20 protein-coding genes are annotated in these 21864 nt (G+C 53.0%); 8 read left to right on the forward strand and 12 right to left on the reverse strand.

Annotated elements, in window-relative coordinates; genetic code table 11:
- The first annotated feature begins 352 nt into the window (after nucleotides 1–352).
- The 3 genes from proP (at nucleotide 353) to ABDW13_RS06385 (ending at nucleotide 4034) form a co-directional block, all read left to right on the forward strand.
- The gene (gene proP, locus ABDW13_RS06375; RefSeq protein WP_343551633.1) at nucleotides 353–1858 is read left to right on the forward strand and encodes a glycine betaine/L-proline transporter ProP; all 1506 of its coding nucleotides are present in this window, start codon (nucleotides 353–355) and stop codon (nucleotides 1856–1858) included.
- A gap of 116 nt (nucleotides 1859–1974) precedes the next feature.
- Nucleotides 1975–2952, forward strand: coding sequence for a porphobilinogen synthase (gene hemB / locus ABDW13_RS06380; protein ID WP_343551634.1), 978 nt, complete (start codon nucleotides 1975–1977; stop codon nucleotides 2950–2952).
- A 110-nt stretch (nucleotides 2953–3062) separates the two neighbouring features.
- Entirely contained in the window at nucleotides 3063–4034 is a 972-nt protein-coding gene (locus ABDW13_RS06385) for a sensor domain-containing diguanylate cyclase (RefSeq protein ID WP_343551635.1), read from the forward strand.
- A gap of 32 nt (nucleotides 4035–4066) precedes the next feature.
- On the opposite strand, the gene ABDW13_RS06390 is transcribed toward ABDW13_RS06385, so the two are convergent.
- Nucleotides 4067–5089 carry an alpha/beta hydrolase gene (locus ABDW13_RS06390; RefSeq protein WP_343551636.1) on the reverse strand — a complete coding sequence of 341 codons (1023 nt, stop codon included), beginning with the start codon at nucleotides 5087–5089 and terminating at the stop codon, nucleotides 4067–4069.
- A gap of 319 nt (nucleotides 5090–5408) precedes the next feature.
- On the opposite strand from ABDW13_RS06390, the gene ABDW13_RS06395 reads away from it, so the two are divergent.
- On the forward strand, nucleotides 5409–5900 hold the full coding sequence (locus ABDW13_RS06395) for a helix-turn-helix domain-containing protein (RefSeq protein WP_343551638.1): 492 nt from the start codon (nucleotides 5409–5411) through the stop codon (nucleotides 5898–5900).
- A 113-nt stretch (nucleotides 5901–6013) separates the two neighbouring features.
- On the opposite strand, the gene yfaU is transcribed toward ABDW13_RS06395, so the two are convergent.
- The 6 genes from yfaU to ABDW13_RS06425 form a co-directional block, all read right to left on the reverse strand.
- Nucleotides 6014–6814 (reverse strand): 2-keto-3-deoxy-L-rhamnonate aldolase, encoded by an 801-nt coding sequence (gene yfaU, locus ABDW13_RS06400; RefSeq protein WP_343551639.1) that lies wholly within the window; start codon nucleotides 6812–6814, stop codon nucleotides 6014–6016.
- A gap of 13 nt (nucleotides 6815–6827) precedes the next feature.
- Nucleotides 6828–8114 carry an MFS transporter gene (locus tag ABDW13_RS06405; protein WP_343551640.1) on the reverse strand — a complete coding sequence of 429 codons (1287 nt, stop codon included), beginning with the start codon at nucleotides 8112–8114 and terminating at the stop codon, nucleotides 6828–6830.
- Nucleotides 8115–8163: 49 nt separating this feature from the next.
- Nucleotides 8164–9366: an L-rhamnonate dehydratase gene (rhmD, locus tag ABDW13_RS06410; RefSeq protein ID WP_343551641.1), complete on the reverse strand. Its 1203-nt coding sequence runs from the start codon at nucleotides 9364–9366 to the stop codon at nucleotides 8164–8166.
- A gap of 12 nt (nucleotides 9367–9378) precedes the next feature.
- Nucleotides 9379–10161: an IclR family transcriptional regulator gene (locus ABDW13_RS06415; RefSeq protein WP_343551642.1), complete on the reverse strand. Its 783-nt coding sequence runs from the start codon at nucleotides 10159–10161 to the stop codon at nucleotides 9379–9381.
- A gap of 177 nt (nucleotides 10162–10338) precedes the next feature.
- A complete protein-coding gene (locus tag ABDW13_RS06420) occupies nucleotides 10339–10755 on the reverse strand; it encodes a DUF1640 domain-containing protein (RefSeq protein WP_343551643.1) in 417 nt (138 codons plus the stop codon).
- Nucleotides 10756–10914: 159 nt separating this feature from the next.
- Nucleotides 10915–11916, reverse strand: a complete 1002-nt coding sequence (locus tag ABDW13_RS06425) for a helix-turn-helix domain-containing protein (protein WP_343551645.1) — start codon at nucleotides 11914–11916, stop codon at nucleotides 10915–10917.
- 99 nt (nucleotides 11917–12015) lie between these two features.
- Between ABDW13_RS06425 and ABDW13_RS06430 the strand changes: the two genes are divergently transcribed.
- On the forward strand, nucleotides 12016–12648 hold the full coding sequence (locus ABDW13_RS06430; protein WP_343551646.1) for a cysteine hydrolase family protein: 633 nt from the start codon (nucleotides 12016–12018) through the stop codon (nucleotides 12646–12648).
- Here ABDW13_RS06430 and ABDW13_RS06435 read toward each other — a convergent pair whose 3' ends face one another.
- Nucleotides 12649–12996 (reverse strand): hypothetical protein, encoded by a 348-nt coding sequence (locus ABDW13_RS06435; RefSeq protein ID WP_343551647.1) that lies wholly within the window; start codon nucleotides 12994–12996, stop codon nucleotides 12649–12651. It lies immediately after the preceding gene.
- 238 nt (nucleotides 12997–13234) lie between these two features.
- Between ABDW13_RS06435 and ABDW13_RS06440 the strand changes: the two genes are divergently transcribed.
- The gene (locus ABDW13_RS06440; protein WP_343551648.1) at nucleotides 13235–14575 is read left to right on the forward strand and encodes an autotransporter outer membrane beta-barrel domain-containing protein; all 1341 of its coding nucleotides are present in this window, start codon (nucleotides 13235–13237) and stop codon (nucleotides 14573–14575) included.
- A gap of 13 nt (nucleotides 14576–14588) precedes the next feature.
- Here the strand turns inward: ABDW13_RS06440 and ABDW13_RS06445 are convergent, their stop codons facing one another.
- On the reverse strand, nucleotides 14589–15773 hold the full coding sequence (locus tag ABDW13_RS06445) for an NAD(P)/FAD-dependent oxidoreductase (RefSeq protein ID WP_343551649.1): 1185 nt from the start codon (nucleotides 15771–15773) through the stop codon (nucleotides 14589–14591).
- Between the two features lie 242 nt (nucleotides 15774–16015).
- On the opposite strand from ABDW13_RS06445, the gene pitA reads away from it, so the two are divergent.
- Nucleotides 16016–17515: an inorganic phosphate transporter PitA gene (pitA, locus tag ABDW13_RS06450; protein WP_343551743.1), complete on the forward strand. Its 1500-nt coding sequence runs from the start codon at nucleotides 16016–16018 to the stop codon at nucleotides 17513–17515.
- 45 nt (nucleotides 17516–17560) lie between these two features.
- Here pitA and uspB read toward each other — a convergent pair whose 3' ends face one another.
- Nucleotides 17561–17896: a universal stress protein UspB gene (gene uspB, locus ABDW13_RS06455; protein ID WP_343551650.1), complete on the reverse strand. Its 336-nt coding sequence runs from the start codon at nucleotides 17894–17896 to the stop codon at nucleotides 17561–17563.
- A 419-nt stretch (nucleotides 17897–18315) separates the two neighbouring features.
- Here uspB and uspA point away from each other — a divergent pair, with 419 nt between their 5' ends.
- A complete protein-coding gene (gene uspA / locus ABDW13_RS06460) occupies nucleotides 18316–18753 on the forward strand; it encodes a universal stress protein UspA (protein WP_343551652.1) in 438 nt (145 codons plus the stop codon).
- 106 nt (nucleotides 18754–18859) lie between these two features.
- Here uspA and rsmJ read toward each other — a convergent pair whose 3' ends face one another.
- Nucleotides 18860–19609: a 16S rRNA (guanine(1516)-N(2))-methyltransferase RsmJ gene (gene rsmJ, locus ABDW13_RS06465; RefSeq protein WP_343551653.1), complete on the reverse strand. Its 750-nt coding sequence runs from the start codon at nucleotides 19607–19609 to the stop codon at nucleotides 18860–18862.
- Between the two features lie 7 nt (nucleotides 19610–19616).
- Nucleotides 19617–21659 carry an oligopeptidase A gene (gene prlC / locus ABDW13_RS06470; RefSeq protein WP_343551654.1) on the reverse strand — a complete coding sequence of 681 codons (2043 nt, stop codon included), beginning with the start codon at nucleotides 21657–21659 and terminating at the stop codon, nucleotides 19617–19619.
- Nucleotides 21660–21864 lie beyond the last annotated feature (205 nt).

The following is a 21864-nucleotide window of genomic DNA, read 5'->3' on the forward strand; positions in this document are numbered from 1 at the left end:
CCTAATTAACAAATATTTAACTGGCGCAAGTATATGGAGTTTCGCCCTACAGCGCACTGTTACTGATAAATGTTATGAGAATCGGCTGTTTTTATTGATGCGTTTTGAGTCGCTTGCAGCCACAGCTTTAGCTAAAAAATAGACAGTTAATGGCGGAAACATGACAAATATCACACAAAATCGGTATACTCTGTCGCGGGATGCAATCATTACCTCCCTAATAATTGCTGTGGCGGGCCGGGGGGAATTGCTTTTTAACGCTATGCTTTAATTTTCTCAACGCCGCGGACTGTTCGCGTTATCGAGTCCGCAGCGTTGAGGATTTTTCGAAATTCCAATACAGGGTAACTTCATGAAACTACGTAGGAAGCGTGTAAAACCTATCGGGCTGGATGACGTCACAATTATCGACGATGCCCGTTTACGTAAAGCCATCACCGCAGCTTCACTGGGCAATGCGATGGAATGGTTTGATTTTGGTGTTTATGGCTTTGTGGCTTACGCACTGGGTAAAGTGTTCTTCCCCGATGCTTCGCCAAGTGTGCAGATGATTGCGGCACTGGGTACATTCTCGGTTCCGTTCCTGATTCGTCCGTTAGGTGGCTTGTTCTTCGGTATGTTGGGCGACAAATACGGTCGTCAAAAAATCCTCTCTATCACCATTGTCATCATGTCGATCAGTACCTTCTGTATCGGCTTGATACCCTCTTATGCCTCGATCGGTATTTGGGCACCGATTTTACTGTTGCTGGCAAAAATGGCGCAGGGCTTCTCGGTTGGCGGTGAATACACCGGTGCATCGATCTTTGTTGCTGAATACTCGCCAGACCGTAAGCGCGGCTTCATGGGCAGCTGGCTCGACTTCGGCTCCATCGCCGGTTTCGTGCTCGGCGCGGGCGTGGTGGTGTTAATTTCCACCGTTATCGGCGAAGCGAAGTTCCTCGAATGGGGCTGGCGTATCCCATTCTTTATCGCACTGCCGCTGGGTATTATTGGTTTGTATCTGCGTCATGCATTGGAAGAGACGCCAGCATTCCAGCAGCACGTGGAGAAACTGGAACAAGGCGACCGTGAAGGTCTGCGCGACGGCCCGAAAGTGTCGTTCAAAGAGATCGCCACTAAGCACTGGAAAAGCCTGCTGGCCTGTATCGGTCTGGTGATTGCCACCAACGTCACCTACTACATGCTGCTGACCTACATGCCGAGTTACCTGTCGCATAACCTGCACTACTCGGAAGATCACGGTGTGTTGATCATCATCGCCATCATGATGGGTATGCTGTTTGTGCAGCCAGTGATGGGTATGCTGAGTGACCGCTTTGGCCGTCGTCCATTTATCATCATTGGTTCGATTGCGCTGTTTGTCTTCTCGATCCCGTCGTTCATGCTGATCAATAGTGGCGTGTTAGGGCTGATTTTTGCTGGCCTGCTGCTGATGGCGGTGATTTTGAACGCCTTTACCGGTGTGATGGCTTCCTCGCTGCCAGCGATGTTCCCAACGCATATCCGTTACAGTGCGCTGGCCAGTGCCTTTAACATCTCAGTGCTGATTGCCGGTTTAACGCCTACGCTCGCCGCGTATCTGGTTGAAGCGACTAACAATCTGTATATGCCGGCTTACTATCTGATGGTAGTGGCAGTGATTGGTTTGATTACCGGTATCTACATGAAAGAGACCGCCAACAAGCCGTTACGTGGTGCGACGCCAGCGGCTTCGGATCTGGATGAAGCGCGTGAAATCCTGCAGGAACATCACGATAACATTGAGCAGAAAATCGAAGACATCGATGACGAGATCGCCAAGCTAGAGGCGAAACGTAAAAACCTGGTGCAGCAGCATCCGGACATCAACGAGTAATCTTCCCCACTCCCGCCGCCCGGCGGGAGTTTTCGTTTCCGCACACAATCCTTCATCCTATGCCGCGAAAAGGGGTAAACTACTGCCACTTTTTTAACCTGCATAAGTTGTAGAGCATGTCTGAATTTAATCTTATCCAGCGTCCAAGAAGACTGCGCAAAAGCGCGTCGATGCGCGCAATGTTCCAGGAATCCAACCTCAGCATCAACGATCTGGCGCTGCCCATCTTCGTTGAAGAAGGCGTGGATGATTACGTGCCAATCAATGCCATGCCGGGCGTGGTGCGCATTCCTGAGAAACGTTTGGCGTATGAGATCGAACGTATCGCCAAAGCTGGCATCCGCTCAGTCATGACCTTCGGTATTTCCCACCACACCGATGCCACCGGCAGCGATGCGTGGAATGAAAACGGCCTGGTGGCGCGTATGTCGCGCATCTGCAAAGACACCGTGCCGGAAATGATTGTCATGTCCGATACCTGTTTCTGCGAATACACCAGCCACGGCCATTGCGGCGTGTTGTGCGATCACGGCGTGGATAACGACCAAACGTTGATTAACCTCGGCAAGCAAGCTGTGGTCGCGGCGCAAGCCGGTGCCGATTTTATCGCGCCGTCTGCGGCGATGGATGGCCAGGTTAAAGCCATTCGCCAGGCACTGGATGCCGCCGGATTCACCGATACCGCGATCATGTCTTACTCCACCAAGTTCGCGTCATCGTTCTACGGCCCGTTCCGTGAAGCGGCCGGAACCGCGCTAAAAGGCGATCGTAAAACTTATCAGATGAATCCGATGAACCGCCGTGAAGCGATCCGTGAGTCGCTGATTGATGAAGCGGAAGGCGCGGATTCACTAATGGTAAAACCAGCAGGCGCGTACCTCGACATTCTGCGTGATATCCGCGAGCGCACTACGCTGCCGCTGGCTGCGTACCAGGTGAGTGGTGAATACGCGATGATAAAATTCGCCGCCCAAGCCGGTGCGATTGACGAACGAAATGTGGTTCTGGAAAGCCTTGGCGCAATTAAACGTGCTGGAGCGGATCTCATTTTCAGCTATTTTGCCCTTGATCTCGCCGAGCAAAAAGTGCTCTGATCCTCGTTACGCTTGGCAACGATTATCGCAGCCGTTGCCAGGCGCTTTCTGCCTTTGTGGCACATAAACACCAGTGTTGTCGTCATTCCATAATTAATAAGAGTAACGCGATGAAAGCACCTGCACTGCCTGCGGACGAGTCACATCGTCTGGCCCAGTTACGTGCGCTCAACATTCTGCACACGCCTGCAGAAGAGCGTTTTGACCGTTTAACCCGCCTCGCCCGTCGTTTATTTGGCGTGCCGGTCGCGCTTGTCAGCCTGTTAGAAGAGGACCATCAATGGTTCAAATCTGCGGCGGGATACGCTGCCCAAACCGCCCCACGCAATACCTCATTTTGCGGCCACGCTATTTTGCAAGATGATGTGATGGTGGTGGAAAACGCCCTTGATGATGAACGATTCCACGATAACCCGCTGGTCAGCAATGAAAACAGCCCGGTGCGTTTCTACGCCGGTTGCCCGCTGCGCACGCCGGCCGGTGCCAAAATCGGTACGCTGTGCATTATCGATCATCATGCACGCCAGTTTAATGCCGACGATATCCATACATTGCGCGATTTGGCGGCGATGGCAGAAGCCGAATTAGTGGCGTTTCAGACCGCTACCTCCGACGAGCTGACGCAAATCACCAACCGCCGCGGCTTTATGACGCTCGGCCAATTAGCGCTGAATGAGTGCCAGGTAAAACAATTACCGGCCAGCTTAACCTTCCTCGATCTTGATCGCTTTAAAGCCATCAACGATACACTCGGTCATCGCGAAGGCGATCGCGCATTGATGGATTTTGCCGATGCGATGAAGGTGAGTTTCCGTCACGCGGATATCTTTGCCCGTTTGGGCGGCGATGAGTTTGTGGTGCTGTTCAATGGCTTGCAGCAATCGGATGCGGAAGGCGTGCTGGCGCGTTTTGATCAGTTCCTGCAACAGCAAACGCAGAGTCTGGATCGCCGTTATTCGCTGCACTTCTCGTCGGGCATCGTTGAGTTTGATCCTGACTATCCACAATCGCTGGAGCAATTGCTGGAAGGCAGCGACGAACGCATGTACGCCGCGAAAAACGGCAAAAAACAACGTTCATGATTGATCGGTCGCCATCAGTGGCGACCTTCTGTTTATTTGCGAGCTAAATCGTCGATTAAGGTCTGATTAAACTTCTGCGGCTCTTCCATTTGCGGCGCGTGTCCCATGCCGGGGAATTCAATCAAGCGTGCGCCCGGAATCATCTGCGCCACCTGCTTACCCAGCACATTGTAATGACCTAACTGCGCTTTCACTGCCGGCGGCGCGATATCACTGCCAATCGCGGTGGTATCGGCGGTGCCAATCATCAAAGTGGTTGGCACGGTGAGATCTTTGAACTCATAAAATACCGGCTGGGTGAAAATCATGTCGTAGATTAACGCCGAGTTCCACGCCACTTTCTTGTGCCCCGGCCCGCTATTCAAGCCCGCCAGCATATCGACCCATTTGTCATATTGCGGCTTCCACTGTCCGCTGTAATAGGTGTTCTGCTCGTACTTCTTGATGCCTGTCGCATCCAGCTTCAATTCACGCTGATACCACTGATCGACCGAACGCCACGGCGCGCCTTTGGCTTTCCAATCCTCCAGGCCGATCGGATTGACCAACACTAGCTTCTGCGTTTGCTGCGGATACATCAGCGCATAGCGCGTTGCCAGCATGCCGCCGGTGGAGTGCCCAACAATCACCGCTTTCTCTACACCCAGCTGTTGCAATAATTGATGAGTGTTTTGCGCCAACTGCTGGAAAGTGTATTGATAATTGGCGGGTTTGGTTGAACTGCAAAAACCAATCTGATCCGGCGCAATCACGCGATAACCGCTTGCCGCCAGCGCTTTAATGGTGTCATCCCAGGTTGCACCACAGAAATTCTTGCCGTGCATCAACACCACAGTTTGGCCATTGGCCTGCTGCGTGGGTTTGACATCCATGTAGCCCATGCTCAGCGTTTGCTGCTGCGAAGCGAAGTTGAAATGCTGCAACGGATACGGATATTTGAATCCTTCCAGTTGCTCGCCATAGACATTGGCGGCGAAGGCCGATGCGCTGGTACATAACGTCAGCGATGCCAGCATAACGGCAAGTGATTGTTTTGGCTTGAAACGAAACTCCATAACGCCCTTCCTCAACGGTGAAAAACCTTCAGTCTGGCACGTAAATAGCGTTTACGTATTGATGGTGTGTGCCGCGAAAAATATTCACCTTTTACTGTTAAGCGCGGCAAAGCGATGAAAAATTTGAGTTAATAATAACTTCCGTTATTACGATGAATATATTACATCATCACAACATGCAATCGTTTAAATTCACGAAAAACGAGACCGGTCTTGATGACAAATAATAAATATGCCGAATAATCAGAAAACTTTACATTAATTGCAGATTGGAAAGATTAATTAAATTACACTCTAGCTGTGTTTAAGGAGGACTAAGATGACACAAACAAAATACAACGAAGGGGTTATTGATTCGGTAACTGAATGGATTATGGCTAATCTGGATCAACGTTTGAGTATTGATGATATTGCACTGAAGTCTGGCTATTCAAAATGGTATTTACAGAAACTTTTCGCTCGCTATCACAATGAAACACTGGCACGTTTTATTCGTAAAAAGAAATTGATGCACTGCATTACCGACCTGAAAAACAGCAAGGCTCCGATTATCAGTCTGGCAGTGAAATACCATTTCGAAAGCCAGCAATCTTTTACCCGCTCATTCAAACATGTTTTAGGTTGTACGCCGCTGTTTTGCCGTAAGCGCCAGCTGGAGGCTGATGTGCAGCAATCGCTGCGAGAAAGTGACGACCCTTGCAGTATTTGTCGTCAGGTAGGATTTGATGCCACAGAACGCAATAAAGAAATTATCACTCCGGTGGTGCGTAACGATAAATTTCACCCACGTCTCAGTTGTGTAATGCGTTAATTTCTAATTGAATTTTATTAGCGCTTTTTAAACTCTTTTTTGACACTGACTTATGTCAATATTACGGCACATTCATCAATTGAAAGCGGATGGCATCCCATCCGCTTTTGCATTTAGTAACTCGACTTATTATTTCCCATCACGGTATTTTTGAAATGGGCTAAACGATTATCCAGTGCGCTGGTGTAGAGCATCGTATCAACGCCGACCGCGACAAAATTCGCACCCCATGCAATTGCACGTTCTGCCATCGCAATATTCACTGCCAAAAATCCAGCGGCTTTTCCTGCCCGGCGAATACGTTTAATACTCTGCTCAATTATCCGTTGCACTTCAGGATGATCGGCATTATCGGGATAGCCCAGCGAGGCAGACAGATCTGCCGGGCCGATAAAGATGCCATCCACGCCTTCCACTTCCAGCAATGCATCCAGATTATCAATTGCCGTTTTGCTTTCGGCCTGAATCAGCAAACACAACTCGTCATTGGCGCGCGCCATGTAATTTTCCACCCGCCCCCAACGTGCCGCGCGCGCGACGGCGGCACCGACACCACGCGTGCCGTAAGGGGGATAGCGCGTCGCCTGCACCAATGCTTGCGCCTGCTCGGCGGTATCGATCATCGGCACCAGCAAGGTACGTGCGCCGATATCCAGCACCTGCTTAATCAACGCGGTTTGATACTCCACCGGACGAATCACCGGTTGGCTACGATACGGCGCAATCGCCTGCAACTGGTGATAGAGATCCTGCACGGTGTTTGGTGCATGTTCACCATCGATCAACAACCAGTCGTAGCCGCTGGTGGCGGCAATCTCGGCCATATACGACGATGTGCTGCTGAGCCACAAACCAATCTGCGTTTCACCTTGTGCCAATCCGGCCTTGAAGGGATTTTTTAACGGATCTTGCATACATGCTCCTTGTTTAGTGGCTGGCCTGCTGTGATTGTGGCAGCGGGCGATCCACTTTCAGGCTAAGAATAATCAGCGAGCCAACGGCGGCGATCAGCGCCAACGCCAGTAATCCCGCGCTGCTGCTATTAAATTGCATCTCGGCATTAACGCGAATCAGCGGCGCCAGGAAGCCGCCCACAGCGCCAAACAAATTGACGAAGCCAATGCCCGCCGCCAGCGCAGTGCCGGAAAGCAGTTGCGTCGGCATGGTCCAGAACACCGGCTGCACGGCAATAAAACCTACGGCGGCAACGCTCAATGCGATGATGGCAAACAGCGGCGCGACTAAACCGGAAAGGCCAATGCCCACTGCCGCCGCCAGCAAGGTGAAGGCTGCCACCCGACGTCGCTCACCCGTGCGATCGGAATAGCGCGGAATCAGCCAGGTGCCAAACAGCGCAGCCACCCACGGAATCGCCGCCACCATCGAAGCGAGAAAACCCACTTTGGTGCCGAGCAGCGCCGCGACTTGTGAAGGCAGGAAGAAAATCAGGCCGTACACCGCAATCTGAATGGTCATGTAGATGATGGCGAGCTGCCAAACCCGACTGTTGCGCAGTGCATCACGCAAATGCGCGGTAGGTTTTTGCTGCTCTTCACTTTCCAGCTGACGTTGCAGCGCCTGCTTCTCTTCTGGACTGAGGAAACGCGCTTTGGCTGGCGTATCGTCGATGTAGCTAAAGGTGAAAACGCCCGCCGCAACGGCCAACAATCCTTCAATGATAAACATCCAGAACCAGCCGGGATGTCCCAGCACACCGTGCATTTCCAGCAACGCGCCAGAAAGTGGCGAACCCAGTGTCAACGCCAGCGGCGCGCCCATATAAAACAATCCCATGACGCTGGCGCGCTGCTGTTGCGGGAACCACAGCGAGGTCAGATAGATCATGCCCGGAAAGAAGCCCGCTTCAGCCGCGCCGAGCAAGGTGCGCACCAGCAGGAATTTGGCTTCGGTGTCGGCAAACGCCATCGACGCCGAGAGAAAACCCCACAATAATGTGGTGCCGCCAATCCAGCTGCGCGCACCGAAACGCCGCATCAGCAAATTAGCCGGCACCCCCAGCAACGCGTACACCACAAAGAAAATCCCGGCTCCCAGCGCATAGGCTTCATTACTTAAGCCGGTATCCAGTTGATAGGCTTCTTTGGCAAAACCAATGTTGGCGCGGTCGAGAAACGCCAGCACGTAGAGCATCAACATGAAGGGAATAAGACGTGCGCGGTTCTTTTTCACCGCGCTTAGCACCAGTGTATTCATCGGAACAGCCCTCATAATGGGCTGCGACGCAACGCCGCAGCCGAGGCGATTAGTGTTGATAAGGACGTTTCAAGCCTTCGCGATTCAATTCCACGCCAAAGCCCGGCTTATCCAGCACCGATTTGTGCATACGGCCATTAACCGGCACCGGCTCATCAATCAGCAGCGGATCAAATTGCGGACGCAGCGTGCTGCAATCCGGGCTGGTCATCAGGAATTCGCTGAATGGCGTGTTGGTGAAAGTGATTACCGCATGATGCGAATACACCGACGATCCGTGCGGTACCACCAGTTGGCCGCGCGATTTCGCCAGCGCCGCCACCTCAACCAAGGTGGTTAAGCCACCGCACCAGCCGACATCCGGCTGCAAAATATCGATGCCGGTTTCCGCCAGCGTGCGGAACGATTGCAGCGTGCCGTGGTGCTCACCGCTGGTGATCAACATGCCTTGCGGCGCCTGGCGTTTCAGTTGTGCATAGCCTTCAAATTGCTGCGGCGGCAAGCACTCTTCCAGCCATTTGACGTTATACGGTGAGCAAGCGTGCGCCAGTTTGGTGGCAAAGTTCACGTCCTGGCTCATCCAGCAATCCAGCATCAGCCAGAAATCCGGGCCGCAGGTTTCGCGATAATGCGCGATGCGCGCCACCTCTTTACGGATACCTTCATCGCCGTCGTGCGGTCCCCACTGCACCGCCATTTTTCCGCCGATAAAGCCCATTTTCTGCGCCAGATCGGGCCGCGCGCCGGTGGCATAAAACTGCAATTCATCGCGCACCGCGCCGCCCAAAAGCTTGTAAACCGGCAGCTCGGTGACTTTGCCGAACAGATCCCACAGCGCCAAATCAACACACGAAATGGTGTTCATCACCAAGCCGCCGGAACCGGCGTAGTACATGGTGGCGTTCATCATCTGGTCGTGAATCAGTTTGATATCACTAACGCAGCGACCTTCAAGAAAACGATTCAGATGTTTTTCGACAATAAAGCAGCCCATTTCCCCGCCAGTGGTAATAGCGAAGCCGGTTTGACCGTTATCGGCCTCCACTTCCACAATCAGCGTACCTAACACATTAATGCCAAAGGATTGGCGTGACTGTTCGTATTGTTTGTATTTGCTCATTGGCGTGGCGACATGATCGTCAATCCAGTGGTTAGCACCTTGATCGTGATAATCGCCGCCTGCCGCCGCTTTATCGGCGGTGGCACCGCCAGCAAAGTAAGCGCGAACCGTTTTAATTTTTGGTAGGGACATGGTCTTCTCCTGTTACGAGGCCTGTTTTTCTGCCGGGCTACGCCAGCCCAGCAGTTGGGAAATGTCGCGGGCGCAGGCAATCGCCTGGCCTGCAAGGTAATCGCGTTTGTCGTCATCAATTTCGAGCCGCGTGCCCACCAGCGAAATTGCCGCAACCAACTGCTCACGCGCATTGAAAATCGGTGCCGCCACGCAGCGCACATCGGGATAATCTTCGCCGTTATCAAAGCTCCAGCCCTGACGGCGAATGCGCGCCAGCTCGGTGCGCAACGCATCGGCACTGGTTAGCGAGGTGGGCGTTACTGCGACAAAACGCATCTCTTTGATGATGCGCTCTTGCTCTTCCGGACGTTGCCAGGCGAGCAGACATTTACCGATGCCTGAGCGATACAGTGAAAGGCTTTTGCCTTCGTGCGAGCGCACGCTGATGGTGGCGGCAGATTCGAGTTTGAGGATGTAGCAGGCATGGCCTCCATCCAGAATGCCGAGATGGCACAGCAAGTTGGTCTGCTGCATTAAACGTGTCAGGCGCGGACGGGCGATGTCGCGTATATCCATGTGCTGCAACGCATGGCCGGCAAACTCCACCAGCCGCGTCCACAGGCAGTAATTGTTATTGCGATCGATGGTGATCAGGCGCTGCTTTTTCAGTTCAGCGAACAGCAGATAAGCACTGCTTTTCGGCAACGCCAGCGCTTCAATGATTTCGGCCGGGCTGCACGGCCCTTGCTGCGCAATAAACTCGAGAATCGCGATGGCACGCGTCAGTGCGGGAACAGGCGTAACTTCCAACATGCTGGACTCCAGTCTGATTATCTGGAGGGCAGTGTTGGTGTTTTAGTTGTTGATAAGTGTGCGCCGCATCAAATTACGCACGCTCGCAGCGGTTTGCAGGCGGTGTGTGTGCGGGAATGTGAATCGCGCCGCGCGCCAGGTACAGCCGATTGTACTCAGCGCATACGATGTGGTTATTCAGGAGAAGATATATTTGATTGCCGCAATCACCATGGTGGTGGCCATCACCATCAGTAAGCGCTTGATCCAGCGCATGTCGGTTTTTAGCTCGGAGACATCGGCTTTTAGAACAATGATGTCTTTTTCCATTCTGTCTAAACGAACTTCCACATTCGAAAGCCTTACATCAAGATCTTTGATGGCACCGCTAAGTCTCGCATCTAAATCCTGAATTGCGTTACTAAGTCGAACATCTAGTTCATGGATGCTCTCTTTGATCCCTTCTCCGGCTTTCATCAAATCGGCACGCGAAAGAGCGTTGTCCTGCTGCATCTCTGTGAAGATCTCCACCATGGCTTCGGCTTGCTGGTCACTGACGCCAGCCCGTTGCAGCGCTTTAAAGGCTTTGTGTGTATTCATCATTGCGAGTGTCATCCGTGAAGCTCCCTGGCAGATATCGGCTGAGCCAACAGCATGTCAGGCGAGCGATTGCTGTACCATTCGACTGTTTATATTTTGCGCTGCATGGCAAAAAACATCAATTAGTACAACAAGTAACGCGCATTCTCATGCGAGACATCTCGCAAATATTCGCTAGGTTCTACCACGAAAGGTTTTGCGATATTGCAGCGGAGATGTGTTGAGTTGCTTCTTGAAATGGCGACGCAGCATTAAGGGCGAGGAGAATCCGGCTTTCTCGGCAATCAGCTCCACCGGCTGATCGGTTTTCTCAAGAAAACGCTGCGCTAACGCCAGGCGCTGATTCACCAACCAGTCGCTGAAACAGCTGCCGGTGGTCTGATTGAAGCGACGGGTGAAACTGCGGCGGCTCATGAGCGCTTTATCCGCCAGCTGTTCCAGCGTTAGCGCGTGCTGTAAATTTTCTGTCGCCCAACTTAATGCCGACATAAAGCGATCGTTACCGGCAGATTGATAAACCGGCTGCTCAATATATTGCGCCTGTCCACCCTGACGATGCGGCGGTACCACCAGCATGCGCGCCACGCTATTGGCAACATCCACGCCACACTGTTCGCGCACCAAATGCAGGCAGCAATCAATACTCGCTGCGGTGCCCGCCGAGGTGACAATCTGTCCTTCATCGATATACAGCACGTCGCGGTCAATCGCCACATCAGGATAAAGTCGCTCGAAATCCGCCATCCAACACCAGTGGGTGGTCGCGCGTCGCTGGCTGAGCAATCCCGCAGCGCCCAATACAAAAGCACCGAGACACAGGCCAACCACTTGCGCGCCGCGTTGTACCGCCTGCTGCAAAGCGAGCAGTAATTCCGCCGGCGGCTGTACGTCTGGATCGCTCCAGCTTGGAACCACCACCATATCCACTTCCGCCAACTGCATCAGGCTATGTTCGGCAACAATTGAAAAACCACTGTTGGTTTTTAACGGTCCGGGATGGGTGGCACAGATAAACAGCTGATAGCACAGCGATCCATCATCGTGCGCCGCTTTTTCAAATACCGCACAAGGCACCGAAAGATGGAACGGAATGATGTCGTCAAACACCACAACGCCCACTTTAATCGGCGCAGCAGTGTGCGACGCTTTTGGCGCAAATTGAACGTTATTTGTCATCCGCTGTACTCCTTCACTCACGACGAAATCACCATAATGCAACACATCGGAGGCAACTCAGGCCTCTCAAGCCAAACACTCATTAAAGGATTATTAGTTATGAACAACATTTTAACCTCAAGCGCTCCAACCATTCGCACCATGAGCGGCGCGACGGCTACCCAAACACTGACGGCTAAAGAAACTGCGGTCATCGTGATTGATATTCAGAACGAATATTTTGCAGACGGAAAAATGCCGATTCCCGATGGCATGAAAGCGTTGAACAATAGCAAACGCATCGTCGAGTTCGCTCACCAACACAACATGCCGGTTTTCTTTGTGCAGCATTTAGGTGATGCCGATGGCCCATTGTTTGCCAAAGGCAGCCGTTTTGCTGAATTCCATCAAGATTTGCAACCTGGCAGCAACGACTGCGTGATCAGCAAAGCGACGCCAAGTTCGTTTGTTGGCACCGATCTGCAACAGCAGTTGGATGCGCTGGGCATTAAGCAACTGATCGTCACCGGCTTAATGACCCATATGTGTGTGTCATCTACCACACGCGATGCGGTGCCATTAGGCTATGCGGTGATCATTCCGGAAGATGCCACTGCCACACGCGATCTTGCTACCTGGGACAACAACGTGGTCGATCACAACGTGTTGCAGCAAGCGGCACTGGCGGCAGTGGCTGATGTGTTTGCCGAAATTAAAACCACTGACGACGTACTCGCGTTACCAGTGCGCTGATTATTGAACCGATTTGCCCGGCAATAATTTCTCTGACATCACGCGGCGGCAGGCCAAACTTTCCTCACGAGCCTGCTGCTGCTGTTCCGGTGATAAATCCTGCCACACCGTTTGCAAATGATCGGCTAAACCACTTTGGAAATGGATTTTTTGCAACGCGTAATCGGAGTTGCTGCCTTCAATAATCTGATGCATATCGTGCGATGTGTTACCGCGTCCATCGTGCGTCAGCGTGCAGAACATCGCGATGTAATAGCCTTTGTCCTCGTCGCTGTAATGCGGCATCAGCCACCATACAACAGCACTGGCAACAATCAGCAATGGCAGGAGGAATTTGATTTTTAACATACGTCGATTCACCAACTGGAAAGTAAAAGCGTGGCGATAGTAGCAGATTGGGCGCGCGTGACACATTCGGCATCAGCGATCCAGAGTGAAACGATGAACTTACATAAATGCCTAATTCGTTGTGATCGAATGCAAAAATTTGATATTTAGCCGTAAAAACAAGACGAGTCTTGAAAGTCGCGTTAGGTACACCGCTATAAGTTGCTCATTCCGCAGCCACCTAATCCGACGAGAGACTATGAAACCGACTCCGCTGGCGCTGGTTTTTGGCGCACTGTGTAGTGAGCCCGTTTATGCCAAACAAGCTCAGTCCACTTCTGAATTCCCTTACCCACCCTCCAGCCTGTTACTGCAACCTCCGGACGATCCCCTTAATGCCGCTTTGCAGGGAAATACACACGACCATTCGCTGATGCAAACCGTAAGACAAGCCGCCGCCAACGGCATCAAAAACCTCGGTAAATCACTGGCACGTAGCGAGTGGTATGACGATTTCAATCCTGCCGCCCAGCGATCGCCGTTGTTATTGGCGGATCGACGGCCTCATCTTTTCTGGTATTACCGGCTGCAAAACTCAATGATCGCCAGTTTGCCTGATGATGATGATGAGCTTGATCCTGCCTTAGATGGAGGTTTACCGTCGGGGCCACCGCCGGTACTGCCGCAGCCGAAGAAACCACAAATTGCCAGTTATGCAGCGCTGCCAGGCACGCTGTTTAGTGTCAGTGACAATTTGCAGGCCAGTTTCATCCAGCATGCCCAACTGGCTGGCAAAGATAGTCGGCCGAATTTGTTTATTTCGGGTTATCAGGTGCAGGAACACTATCAAGGCAAAACTTCACGCGAGAACAGTGAAAGTCGCTATCGAGGCTGGCAGATCGGTGCGCGCTGGACGCTGGCAGGCAATGAACAGCGCCAATTGGCTCTCAGTTTGGGGATCAATAAAGGCCAGTTAACGCTGGTGCCGAAAACGGAAGATGGCCGCAGCAGCAGTCGCTTCGACACGCAAGGCGTCAATGCCATGTTGAGCTGGCAACAACCTGTGGGTTTACAACTGGCTGTGCCGTTTGGCGTCAACCACTATCGTGGTCGCATCAGCACCGACAAAGCCGGTGAAGTGGCGCAGATGCAAGCGATTGGCGGCAATATTGGGCTGGACGGCGGTTGGCGCTGGTCGCACGGCGCACATGCCTTTACGCCAGTAGCTGGCGTGATGGCACAGTGGCTGAATATCGACGATATCCGCGATCAAGAAGGCTTGCATGCTCGTTATCAACAGCAAACACAGCGGCAACTCTCCGGCGGCTTCAAATATGACTTTACGCCAACCGATATGCTGGCATTCGGGATGGAAGTGCGTTACGTCGAGCGCGCTAGCAGCGCGGGCAGCGTCAATCTGGGGAATGAAGGTGAATTCAGTACCGCCCGCAGCGGAAATAGTCTGCGTTATAGCGGTTATATCGATTGGCAGCTGACAGAAAATCTGTCGCTAAATTCCCAGCTTAAAAAGCAGCAGCGGTTAGGGCACGAAGGCGTCAGCAATTGGCAGGCCCAACTTGGGGTGCAGATCGCCTTCTGATTGCGTTGAAAGCTTACAGCGCCTGCGCACACGCCCAGGCGGAACTCCACGCCCATTGGAAGTTGTAGCCGCCCAACCAGCCGGTGACATCCACCACTTCGCCGATAAAGAACAAGCCCTGCACATCGCGCGCTTCCATGGTTTTCGAGGACAGCTGGGTGGTATCGACGCCGCCCAGCGTCACTTCTGCGGTGCGATAGCCTTCAGTGCCATTTGGCTGCACGCGCCATTGATGGAGCGTGTTGACCAGTTCGTTTTGCTGCTTACTGTTCAGTTGCTTCAGCGTTACATCCGGAATCTGCTTCAGTTCCTGCAACACTTCAACCAAACGCTTCGGCAGAATCTTCGCCAGGCTGTTTTTCAGGCTGAGATTGGGATGCGCATCACGCTGCACATTAATAAAGTCATCCAGCGAAGTGGCTGGCGACAAATCAATGGTGACGAATTCACCCGGCTGCCAATAGCTGGAGATTTGCAGCACCGCTGGGCCTGACAAGCCGCGATGGGTAAACAACATCGCTTCTTTAAATAAGGTGCCGTCCTGAGCGGTAATGGTGGTGGGCAGCGCCACGCCGGACAATGTATTGAGCTGCTCCAACAAAGGTTTGTGCAAGGTAAATGGCACCAACGCCGCGCGCGTGGGGAACACTTTCAGGCCGAACTGCTCCGCCACTTTGTAGCCGAACGGCGTGGCACCGAGTCCCGGCATCGACAGTCCGCCACTGGCGATCACCAGTTTTTCCGCCTGCACGGACGTGCCATTAAGCTGCAAAGTGTAGCCGCTGTCATCACGCTCAACGCTCAGCACTTCACTGCGCAAGCGCACGCTGACCTGCCCGGCTTCGCACTCTTTCAGCAGCAAATCGACAATCTGCTGCGCCGAGTCATCACAGAACAGTTGTCCGAGGGTTTTCTCGTGGTAAGCGATGCCGTGGCGAGTAACCAGATCGATGAAATCCCACTGCGTGTAACGCGCCAGCGCGGATTTACAGAAATGCGGATTGTGCGACAGATAGGCAGCAGGTTCGGTATGCATATTGGTGAAATTGCAGCGGCCGCCGCCTGACATCAATATCTTGCGTCCGGCCTTTTTGCCGTTATCCAGCAGCAATACACGACGGCCCAATTGCCCTGCCTGCGCCGCGCAGAACATGCCGGCAGCGCCTGCACCAATAATGATAACGTCAAACTTTTCCACTGCGATAACCCAACTTGCCCGAAAGGCGCTGATTGTAGAGATCTGCGGCATTTAGCGCTAGCGTCAAAAAAATGCCGCAAATATGTCATATTGTAACTACCTAATTTATAGGGGTTTTAAGGGTAATCCTCTGTGTTAATTACAATTTTAAGTCAAGTTGCAGCTATATTTTCCTTTCACATCGCGCACGTTGTCGCAGATAATGCGCCGCGTTCATGTCCTCCAAAAATGGCGTAACGTTTATGCTACATCTGTTTGCTGGTCTCGACCTCAGTACCAGCCTGTTACTGATTCTTGCTCTGCTGTTTGTATTGTTTTATGAAGCAATCAACGGTTTCCACGACACTGCTAACGCGGTCGCTACTGTCATTTATACCCGTGCGATGCGGGCGCAACTGGCGGTTGTCATGGCGGGTGTTTTCAATTTCTTAGGTGTTTTGCTAGGTGGATTGAGCGTGGCGTACGCCATCGTTCACATGCTTCCGACCGATTTGCTATTAAATGTCGGTTCGGCCCACGGTTTAGCGATGGTGTTCTCCATGCTGCTGGCCGCGATAATCTGGAACCTCGGTACCTGGTATTTAGGCTTGCCGGCCTCCAGTTCTCACACATTGATTGGTGCAATCATCGGCATTGGTCTGACCAACGCCTTAATGAGCGGCACTTCGGTGGTTGATGCGCTCAACTTGCCGAAAGTCATCAATATCTTTATGTCATTGATTCTTTCACCGATTGTCGGTCTGGTGATTGCGGGCGGTCTGATCTTTATCCTGCGTCGCTACTGGAGCGGAACCACTAAACGTTCACGCATCCACATGACGCCAGCCGATCGCGAAAAGATTGATGGTAAGAAAAAACCCCCGTTCTGGACGCGCATCGCCCTGATCGTCTCCGCGATTGGCGTGAGTTATTCACATGGCGCTAACGATGGGCAGAAAGGTATTGGCCTGATTATGCTGGTGTTGATTGGCGTCGCACCAGCGGGGTTTGTGGTTAACCTGAGTGCATCGGGTTACGACATCACCCGCACGCGCGACGCGGTGAACCATCTGGAGCAGTATTACCAGCAGCATAACGAGTCGCTGACGCACATGATGCAGCTCGCACCGCCGGTGGTGCCAACGCCGGAAGAATCGGTCGGTGGCCCGCATGAGTTCCATTGCGATAGCGGCCGTGCGTTGCAGGCGATCGATCGTGCGCAACTGCTGCTGAACAATCTGCAAAGCTACGATCAGCTGACGGTTGATCAACGCAGCCAGATGCGTCGCTTGCTGCTGTGCGTCTCCGATACCGTGGATAAAGTGGCTAAGCTGCCGGAAACCAGCGCGGAAGATAAGCGCTTCCTCAACAAGCTGAAGACGGATTTGCTGGGTACCGTTGAGTACGCACCAATCTGGATTATCGTGGCTGTCGCGCTGGCGCTGGGCATCGGTACCATGATTGGCTGGCGTCGTGTCGCGACTACTATCGGTGAGAAGATTGGTAAAAAAGGCATGACTTATGCGCAAGGGATGTCCGCGCAGGTCACCGCTGCGGTATCGATTGGTATCGCCAGCTACACCGGCATGCCAGTTTCCACCACCCACATTCTGTCTTCATCCGTCGCCGGTACCATGCTGGTTGATGGCGGTGGATTGCAGAGCCGCACCATCAAAAATATCGCCATGGCGTGGGTGTTCACCCTGCCGGTGTGTATTTTGCTGTCGGGTTCGCTGTACTGGATTGCGTTGAAACTGATTTAATTCAGCCGCTAGAAATACGGAGGGCGACAGCGATGTCGCCCTTTTTTATTGCCAGATCGCCATCGCAATCAAACTCACCACCACCAAAAAGCACAGTCCGCTGGTCAGCACAAACTGCCCGCGCACCCGTTCGCAGCGGCGAATGAACTCTTCGTCGTGATGATCCTGATAACGCTTATCCCAAATGTAACGTACCAGCCGTACCTGTTTGCTCGGCTGCCCGTGCGAGGTGAAGAAACCCGCGCCATCAACATATTGATATAACAGTGGATCGCAACCGCGCAAAACGGCCAAAAGTGAGCGCAGAGAAGAGAAGTAGCGCGCCATATTCACCAGACAAACCACACACAGAGCCCAAAAAAGCGCGATAGTGCTGATCATGTTCCCCTCCCGGCTGGAACCGCAACGACGTCAAACGCAGCGGGGAATTGCTGTAGACGCCGGACGGCAAATAAACCAGCCACTGAATGTTTTCGATTGCATTGTTGTTATGCGAACCTGAGTGCGCGACTCATACGGCAGTGGCACTTATTTTCAGTGTAGGAGATCTGTTCAATTTTTTTCCAGCGATGATTTTCGTTCACCGCGAGTGAAAAAGCCGATAACGCTTGATCTTCCTCACATGCGAACTTCTGCTTGCAGCATTTGTTAACAACTCTGGCTATACTCAGGACATAACAATAGCCACCTGCACGGCTGAAAATAGGGTTGGTGGCGCTTCATCGCCGTTTCGCGCAAAGGACAACGCCGACCAAGAAAGCAGGAAGGTTGCCCCCGAATCTTGAGAAAGGAGTTTTATCATGGCTTATAAACACATCCTGATTGCAGTAGACCTTTCCCCGGAAAGCCAGTTATTGGTTGATAAAGCCGTTTCGCTGGCCCGTCCATACGACGCTAAAATCTCGCTGATCCACGTTGATGTGAACTATTCAGACCTTTACACCGGGCTGATTGACGTCAATTTGGGGGATATGCAGAAGCGCATTTCTGAAGAGACGCACACCGCGCTGAAAGAACTCTCCGTCAATGCCGGTTATCCGATCAGTGAAACCCTGAGCGGCAGCGGCGATCTCGGCCAGGTGCTAGTGGATGCGATTAAGAAATATGATGTGGATTTGGTGGTGTGCGGCCACCATCAGGATTTCTGGAGCAAGCTGATGTCTTCAGCACGTCAGTTGATCAACACCGTGCATATCGACATGTTGATCGTGCCACTGCGCGATGAAGATGACGAATAACGCTTAAGACACACCTTGATTGTAGCGGCGCGATTTATCGCGTTCTTTTTACAGCGACTCTGCTGTGAAATGCGCGATAAATCGCGCCGCTACGAAACTTGCGGAATCAGACCAACGGCGGATAAATATCAAACCGGTGGCTTTTGGTCACCACCGCATCGGGCGTTGCAATACCTGCTAACGGCGGCGCGTAATCCGGGCGCTTCACCACAATGCGCTTTTTCGCCAGCCGACGCGCCGGTTCCAGCAATGCATCAGCATCCTCATCCGGCCCCACCAGCGACTGAAACACCCGCATCTCCTTCTTCACCATCGCGCTTTTTTGCCGATGCGGATACATCGGATCGAGATATACCACATCCGGCGCGGGCGTGATATCGCTCAGCGCTTGCTGACTCACCACGTGCAATAACGTTAAGCGATCGCGCAGCCAGCCGCCGATTTCGATATCCTCATAGCCTCGACGCAAACCGTCTTCCAGCAGCGCCGCGACCACCGGATGACGCTCCAGCATGCGCACACGACAACCCAATGCCGCCAGCACAAACGCGTCACGGCCCAAACCGGCGGTAGCATCGATCACATCCGGCAGATAACCGCCTTTGATGCCCACGGCTTTCGCCACCGCTTCGCCGCGACCGCCACCAAATTTGCGCCGATGCGCCATCGCGCCAGAAACGAAATCGACAAAAATGCCGCCCAGCTTTGGTTCATCCAACTTGCGCAATTCGAGATGTTGCGGCGTGAGCACCAGCGCCATCGTCGCCTCAGCGTCTGCTTCTAAACCCCAGCGCTGTGCCAAATGTAATAAGGCGCCGTCTCCGGCGCCTGTTTCGTCAACTAAACCGATTTTCACTACAGGCTTATCCCTGAATTCCGTAATGTTCCAACATCGCATCCAACTGCGGTTCGCGGCCACGGAAGCGTTTGAACAGCTCCATTGGCTCTTCAGAACCGCCGCGCGTCAGGATGTTATCGAGGAACGATTGACCGGTTTGGCGGTTGAAAATGCCCTCTTCTTCGAAACGAGAATAGGCATCCGCCGCCAGCACATCGGCCCACAGATAGCTGTAATAACCTGCGGCGTAGCCACCGGCAAACACGTGGCTGAAGGCGTGCGGGAAGCGGCCCCATTCTGGGCTTGGCACCACGGCAACCTGCTTCTTCACTTCACGCAGGGTTTCAAGGATTTGCGCGCCTTTAGCGGGATCGAATTCAGTATGCATACGGAAATCGAACAGGCCGAACTCCAGCTGACGCAGAATAAACAGCGCCGCCTGATAGTTTTTTGCCGCCAGCATTTTATCCAGCAGATCCTTCGGCAACGGCTCGCCCGTTTCAAAATGTCCGGAGATAAATGCCAGCGCTTCCGGCTCCCAGCACCAGTTTTCCATAAACTGGCTTGGCAGTTCGACCGCATCCCACGGCACACCGCTGATGCCCGACACGCCCGGCGTTTCGATGCGCGTCAGCATATGATGCAAACCGTGGCCGAATTCGTGGAACAGGGTGATCACTTCATCGTGAGTGAACAGCGCCGGTTTGCCTTGCAGCGGACGGTTAAAGTTACAGGTGAGATACGCCACCGGCTTCTGCAAACTGCCGTCGGCTTTACGCATCTGGCCAACGCAATCATCCATCCACGCGCCGCCGCGTTTGTGTTCACGCGCATACAGGTCGAGATAGAAGCTGCCGCGCAGTTCGCCACTTTCGTCGAACAGGTCGAAGAAACGCACGTCAGGATGGTAGACATCGACGTCTTTACGCTCTTTAGCCGTGATGCCGTAAATACGTTTCACCACTTCAAACAAACCACTTACCGCACGCGCTTCCGGGAAGTACGGACGTAGTTGCTCGTCGCTGATGGTGTAAAGATGCTGCTTCTGTTTTTCGCCGTAGTAAGTCAGATCCCACGGATTCATCTCGTCAACGCCGTGCTCTTTTTTGGCGAAGGCACGCAGTTGCGCCAGCTCTTTTTCGCCTTGCGGACGGGCGCGTTTCGCCAGATCGGTCAGGAAGTCGATCACCTGCGTTGGATTTTCCGCCATTTTGGTCGCCAACGATTTGTCGGCATAGGAATCAAAGCCCAACAACTGAGCGAATTCGTGGCGCAGCGCTAACTCTTCCGCCATTACCGGGCCGTTATCCCATTTACCGGCGTTCGGGCCTTGATCGGACGCGCGCGTTGAATAGGCGCGATACAGTTCTTCACGCAGTGCGGCGTTGTCGCAATAGGTCATTACCGGCAGATAGCTCGGAATATCCAGCGTCAGCAGCCAGCCTTGTTGCTCTTTGGCTTCGGCCTGTGCTTTTGCTGCGGCCATTGCGCTTTCCGGCATGCCCGCCAATTCTGCTTCATCGGTGATTAGCTTGCTCCAGCCCATGGTGGCGTCGAGCACGTTGTTGCTGTAGGTCGAACCGAGTTCAGACAAGCGCGCGGCGATTTCGCCATAACGCTTCTGCTTCTCTTTATCGAGGCCGATACCGGACAACTCGAAATCGCGCAGGCTGTTATCCACCGCTTTCTTCTGCGCGGTATCCAGTTTGGCGTAGCTGTCGCCCTGTTTCAGATTGCGATAAGCCTGATACAACCCTTCGTGCTGGCCCACCCAGGTGCTGTATTCGGACAGCAGCGGCAGCGTTTGCTCGTAAGCTTCACGCAGTTCAGGGCTGTTTTTCACGGAATTGAGATGGCTAACCGGTGAGAACAGACGGCCTAAACGATCGTCCACTTCGGCCAACGGCTGCACCAGATTTTCCCATGTGTAAGGCGCGCCTTGCGCCACCGCCTGTTCAACTGCCGCGCGGCAATCGTTCAGCGCTTCAGTAACCGCTGGCACCACGTGTTCTGGTTTGATGGAAGAAAACGGCGGAAGCGAAAAAGGCGTGAGTAACGGATTGGTCATAAGCGCAGTCCTTTCTTTATGGATGGGGCGCGAGCTTTCGCGCGACGCAATTTTACTAACATGCGGCTTGAAGGCATGAAAATCAATGCTCACACATTCCGTAGCGGCGCAATTTATTGCGCAATGCCGGAGAGGGGCAAGATGTTCAGGGTGAATAAATGCAAAAGAGCGCGATGAATCGCGCTGCTACGGATGGTGCGTGAAG

The sequence above is a fragment of the Pantoea sp. genome (genome assembly GCF_039594315.1).
Taxonomy (GTDB): domain Bacteria; phylum Pseudomonadota; class Gammaproteobacteria; order Enterobacterales; family Enterobacteriaceae; genus Pantoea.